This is a genomic window from Terrisporobacter muris (assembly GCF_024621905.1).
GTDB classification, from domain to species: Bacteria; Bacillota; Clostridia; order Peptostreptococcales; family Peptostreptococcaceae; genus Terrisporobacter; species Terrisporobacter muris.
Window position 1 is genome coordinate 1 of the sequence record NZ_JANKBY010000225.1, and the last position, 5,944, is coordinate 5,944.

Consider the following 5,944-nt stretch of genomic DNA (forward strand, 5'->3'; position numbering starts at 1 on the left):
AATTAATATGTTGAATAAGTCAACTTATATAAATAAATATTTATTTCATATGAATGAAAAAATATAAAAAATAATGAAAAAAACAAATGACAAATTAATAACAATGTACTATCATGAAATTATAAAGGTATAAAATTCATATATATGAAAAAAGAGGGGAGGTTATGAAAATACCAAATATAATAAGTATTCAAAAATATTCTATCCATGATGGAGATGGAATAAGAACAACAGTGTTTTTTAAAGGTTGTGCATTAAATTGTTGGTGGTGTCATAATCCAGAAAGTCAAAGTTTTAAAAAAGAAATAATGTTCAATAGAGAAAAATGTACCAATTGTCTATATTGTACTAAAGTCTGCTCTTGTAACACAAAAGATGATGAAAGTGGAAATGTTAAATATGATAGAAAAAGTTGCGAGACTTGTGGCAAATGTTTAGATTATTGTGTGAACAATGCTAGGGAAATTGCAGGTACTGATTATTCAATTAATGACATAATGAAGGAAATAGAAAAAGATAGTATGTTTTATGAATCTTCTTTTGGTGGAGTTACTTTATCTGGAGGGGAAGTAATGTTACAAGACAGTGACCTTATAGTTTCTTTATTAAAGAAAATAAAGAGAAAAGGATACAATGTAGCTATTGATACGTGTGGATATGCGCCAGAAGTTAATTATGAAAAGGTTTTACCGTATACCGATACCTTCCTTTATGACATAAAAACTATGGACAATGAAAAACATAAAAAGTATATGGGCAAGGGAAATGAGCTTATACTTAGTAATTTAAAATATTTAAGTGAAAATAATGCAAATATTTATATAAGGATTCCAGTTATAGGAACTGTAAATGACGATGACAAGGATATGGAAGAAATAATTAAGTTTTTAAAAGAAAATGTATGTGTAAAACAAGTGAATTTATTACCATATCACAATATTGCTAGTAGTAAATATGACAGATTAGATATGAAATATAAAGGTGAAAACTTTACAATTCCAAGCAAAGACAGAATGAAAGAACTTCAAGAACTGTTTATAAAAAATGGATTTAATAATACAAAAATAGGGGGTTAAGACATGGAAAGAGGAATGAATGAAAGAATTAAGAAATTAAGAAAGCAAAGTGTAGAAGCTACTCCACATATTTATATGGAAAGAGCTAATCTTATGACAGACGCTTATATGGAATATGAAGGATCTGTTTCAGTTCCAGAAATGAGAGCTTTAGCATTTAAACATTTTATGGAAAATAAAACACTTTGCATAAATGAGGGAGAATTAATTGTTGGTGAAAAAGGTGATTCACCTCAATCATCACCATCTTTTCCAGAACTTTGCTGTCATACTTTAGAAGATATGAAAGTTATGAATGATAGAGATTTAATATTCTTCAAAGTTACAGAAGAAGATATGAAATTACAAGAAGAAAAAATAATTCCTTTCTGGGAAAAGCGCTCAATAAGACATAAAATTTTAAATGCCATGACTGATGAGTGGAAAACTTGTTATGAAAATGGTATATTCACTGAATTTATGGAACAGCGTGGACCAGGTCATACTGTTGGTTCAAAGAAAATATATGAAAAAGGATTTTTAGATTATAAAGCAGATATTAAAGCAGCTAAGGAAAAGATAGATTATTTCAATGATAAAGAAGCTATAGATAAATTAGCTCAATTAAATGCAATGGATATATGTTGTGATGCAATAATAATTCTAGGGGAAAGATATGCAGCATATGCTAGAGAATTAGCAGAAGTTGAAACTGATCCAGTTAGAAAAGAAGAATTATTACAAATAGCTGCAAACTGCGATGTAGTGCCTGCACACAAGCCTAAGACTTACTGGCAAGCAATTCAAATGTACTGGTTTGTTCACTTAGGAGTAACTACTGAATTAAATCCATGGGATGCATATAGCCCAGGAAGACTAGATCAACATCTATATCCATTCTATGAAAAAGATGTAGAAGCTGGAAATTTAGATGATGAAAAAGCATTAGAATTATTAGAAAATTTATGGGTTAAATTTAATAATCAACCAGCACCACCTAAAGTAGGTATAACATTAAAAGAAAGTGGAACTTACACTGACTTTGCAAATATAAATACTGGTGGTATTACTGAAGATGGTAAAGATGGAGTTAATGATGTTTCTTATTTAATACTTGATTGTATGGATGAAATGAAATTATTACAACCAAGCTCAAACGTACAAATAAGTAAAAAAACTCCTCGTAAATTCTTAAAAAGAGCTTGTGAAATATCAAGAAAAGGTTGGGGTCAACCAGCATTTTATAATACAGAAGCAATAATACAAGAGTTATTAAATGCAGGAAAAACTATTGAAGATGCTAGACTTGGTGGAACTAGTGGATGTGTTGAAACTGGAGCATTTGGAAATGAAGCTTATATATTAACTGGATATTTCAACCTTCCTAAAATATTAGAACTTACTTTATATAATGGTTATGACAATGTAAGTAAAAAACAATTAGGATTACAATTAGGATATGCTAAAGATTTCAAATCATACGAAGAATTATTTGAAGCTTATAAAAAGCAAATAGAATACTTCTTAGATATAAAAATAAAAGGAAGTAATGTAATAGAAGAGATTTATGCTAGATATATGCCAGCTCCATTTTTATCAATAATAACAAATGACTGTATATCAAGTGGTAAGGACTACAATGCTGGAGGAGCTAGATACAACACTAACTATATCCAAGGTGTTGGTATAGGAACAATAACAGACTCTCTAGCATCAATTAAATATAATGTATTTGATAAGAAAAAATTCTCTATGGAAGAATTAATGGATGCTTTAGAAAATAACTTTGAAGGATATGAAATAATTAAAAATTTAGTAAGCAACAAAACACCTAAGTATGGTAACGACGATGATTATGCAGACGATATAATGAAAGATGTATTCAACTTCTACCAAAAAACAGTAACAGGTAGACCAAATATGAAGGGTGGACAATATAGAATAAATATGCTTCCAACTACTTGCCATGTTTACTTTGGTGAAATAATGATGGCTTCTCCAGATGGACGTCTGGCAAAGAAACCAGTATCAGAAGGTATATCACCATCTAAGAGTGGAGACACAAATGGCCCAACTGCAGTTATAAAATCTGCATCAAAGATGGATCATTTAAGAACTGGTGGAACATTACTTAATCAAAAATTCACTCCAAGTGTAGTTGCTGGAGAAAATGGTTTAGATCAAATGGCAAACTTAGTAAGAGCTTATTTTGATATGGATGGGCATCATATACAATTTAATGTTATAGATAGACAAACATTAATCAATGCTCAAAATAATCCACAGGATTATAAAGACTTAATAGTTCGTGTTGCTGGGTATAGTGACCACTTTAGAAACTTAAGTAAAGCTCTTCAAGATGAGATAATTGACCGTACTGAACAAGCTTTATAAAAATTCGCTTCGCTCATATCGCCAACGATATGTCTTTGTTACTACTGAGACAAATCCGTTGCTCAAAATATGAGCGGAGAATTTATTATAGATAAAAAACTGTAGTTACTATAAATAATTTAAATAATAGTTACAGTGTTAATTAGGGAAAAAGGAGATATTTGAAATGAGTAAAAAATTAGGATTTATTGGAGCAGGAAATATGGCTAAGGCTATGATGGGAGGTATCATAAAAAATAAAATTATTTCTTGTGATGAAATTATAGCGTCAGATGCTTATGCTCCAAGTTTAGCAGCAGCAAAAGAAAGTTTAAATATTGAAACTACAGAAAATAATCTAAAAGTAATAGAAGAAGCAGAAGTAGTTGTTTTAGCTGTAAAACCTCAATATTATGCAACAGTAATAAATGAGATAAAAGATCATGTAAGAGAAAATCAAATTATAGTAACTATAGCACCAGGTCAAACTTTAGAAAGATTAAACTCTTTATTTGGTAAAGATGTGAAAATAGTAAGAACAATGCCTAATACTCCAGCATTAGTTTGTGAAGGGATAACAGGAGTTTGTCACAATAATTTAGTAACTAAAGAAGAGTTAGATTATGTTTGCAATATTTTAAGTGGATTTGGAAAAACAGAAGTTGTGGGAGAAAACTTAATGGACGTTGTAGTTTCAGTAAGTGGTTCTTCACCAGCTTATGTATATATGTTTATAGAAGCTTTGGCAGATGGAGCAGTAATGGATGGAATGCCTAGAGATAAGGCTTATAAATTTGCAGCCCAAGCTGTTATGGGAAGTGCAAAGATGGTTCTTGAAACTGGAAAACATCCAGGTGAATTAAAAGATATGGTTTGTTCTCCAGGTGGAACTACTATAGAGGCAGTAAGAGTTTTAGAAGAAAAAGGATTTAGAAGTTCAATTATAGAATGTATGAAAGCTTGTGTAAATAAGGCTAGAGGATTATAAAAAAGGGGACTAATAATATGGAATTTAATAATGTAAAGGTTGTAAAAAAAGCTACAGTATATTTTGATGGAAAAGTAACTAGTAGAACTATTTATTTGGAAAATGGAGAAAGAAAAACTCTAGGATTTATGATGCCAGGCGAGTATGTATTTAATACGGGTGTGGAAGAATTAATGGAGGTTATAGGCGGAGAAATGGATATTCGTCTACCTAATGAAAGTGAGTTTAGAACTTATGAAGAAGGAGATAGCTTTATAGTTCCAGAAAAATCAAGTTTTGAAGTAATAGTTAAAACTTACGGAGATTATTGTTGTTCTTATAAAGACAAGTAAGATAAGTAAAAAACTGTAATGAGATTTATTTATAATCTCATTACAGTTTTTTTGAAGAATTTATGATTTATTTCTGTTTTGTAAAATTACATAGTTTTTATCATTCTTTGACATAATTTTAATGGATAAAAAAGCTAATTGTCTAAATAACTCCATGATAAGAACTTTTTCTTCTGGGTCCATATGCTTTATCGCATCCAAGATAATAGGAAGATTAGTTTTCCAGTTAACTGCAATATCAGTAATGGTTTCACATTTTGTTGAATTTAAAACTTCAAACAAGGCTTCTATAAATTGTTTGCGTTTTTCATCAGAAATTTGACTAAGCCAAGTATTGAGAGTTTTGTTAATATATTTAGATTTTGATGACAGTTCGTCTAGGTATATGAAATCTTCATTTCCAACTTCCCACCAAAAAGGATCATGCTGCATAATACCTCCTACACCGCTACTTTTTACAACATGATAATATTCATGATTTTCAAGCAGAATACCAACTAAGGATGAGTAGGGTATAGTTTTATTTATTTTATATTTAATAGATTTAAATTCTTCACTTTTTATAACTTCTTCTCTAAAACCAGGTCCATCATGACTATATATTTTTTCTATCCTAGGCTTTATACTATTGTTACAATTCATTGCAGAATAAACAGCAATATTGCCACCTTTTGAATGGCCTCCAATATATAACTTATGGGGCAATAATTTTGCAATTGTATTTACATAATCAACCCCTTCAAGTTGAGATGGGATAGGGCAAACAAAAGCCATATTAAAATCTTCTTTCCAACCAACTACAGTAGTATCCGTTCCTCTAAAACCCAAATAAGCAAACTCGTTACTCAATATAAATGTTGTAGCAGAAAATTGTTTTTCTTCATCGGAGTCTATTTTTGATACATGATAATTAATTTCAATATTTCTAAACCTTGGACTTGCAGCTAAAGAAAATAATAGGTGTTTATTTTTTTTAGGTAAAATAAAGCTACGAAACATTTTTCCAAAGTATTCTGCTTTCAATAGATCTTTAAAATATATAGGAGGTTTAAGGTTAGACAAATTACCTACTAAGTCATCGTATAAGTAGTTGGTAACTTGAGAAAGAATAAGAGAGTCTACAGTATTAAATTTTTTTTCATTCATGGTGTGAAATTCACTTTCCACATAGTCAATTATATTCCTCATAATAGCCT

5 protein-coding genes are annotated in these 5,944 nt (G+C 29.9%); 4 read left to right on the top strand and 1 reads right to left on the bottom strand.

Going from position 1 to position 5,944, the window contains the following annotated elements; all coding sequences use genetic code 11:
* Positions 1-164 precede the first annotated feature (164 nt).
* The 4 genes from NSA58_RS14415 (at position 165) to ppnP (ending at position 4,748) form a co-directional block, all read left to right on the top strand.
* A complete protein-coding gene (locus tag NSA58_RS14415) occupies positions 165-1,076 on the top strand; it encodes a trans-4-hydroxy-L-proline dehydratase activase (protein ID WP_074078762.1) in 912 nt (303 codons plus the stop codon).
* Positions 1,077-1,079: 3 nt separating this feature from the next.
* Positions 1,080-3,449 carry a trans-4-hydroxy-L-proline dehydratase gene (gene hypD, locus NSA58_RS14420; protein WP_039677961.1) on the top strand — a complete coding sequence of 790 codons (2,370 nt, stop codon included), beginning with the start codon at positions 1,080-1,082 and terminating at the stop codon, positions 3,447-3,449.
* A 166-nt stretch (positions 3,450-3,615) separates the two neighbouring features.
* Positions 3,616-4,416, top strand: a complete 801-nt coding sequence (gene proC / locus NSA58_RS14425) for a pyrroline-5-carboxylate reductase (RefSeq protein ID WP_039677960.1) — start codon at positions 3,616-3,618, stop codon at positions 4,414-4,416.
* Positions 4,417-4,433: 17 nt separating this feature from the next.
* Positions 4,434-4,748: a pyrimidine/purine nucleoside phosphorylase gene (ppnP, locus tag NSA58_RS14430; RefSeq protein WP_039677958.1), complete on the top strand. Its 315-nt coding sequence runs from the start codon at positions 4,434-4,436 to the stop codon at positions 4,746-4,748.
* A gap of 60 nt (positions 4,749-4,808) precedes the next feature.
* Here the strand turns inward: ppnP and NSA58_RS14435 are convergent.
* Positions 4,809-5,944 (bottom strand): DUF2974 domain-containing protein (locus NSA58_RS14435; protein WP_257560621.1); only part of this gene is annotated, 1,136 nt, incomplete at its 5' end.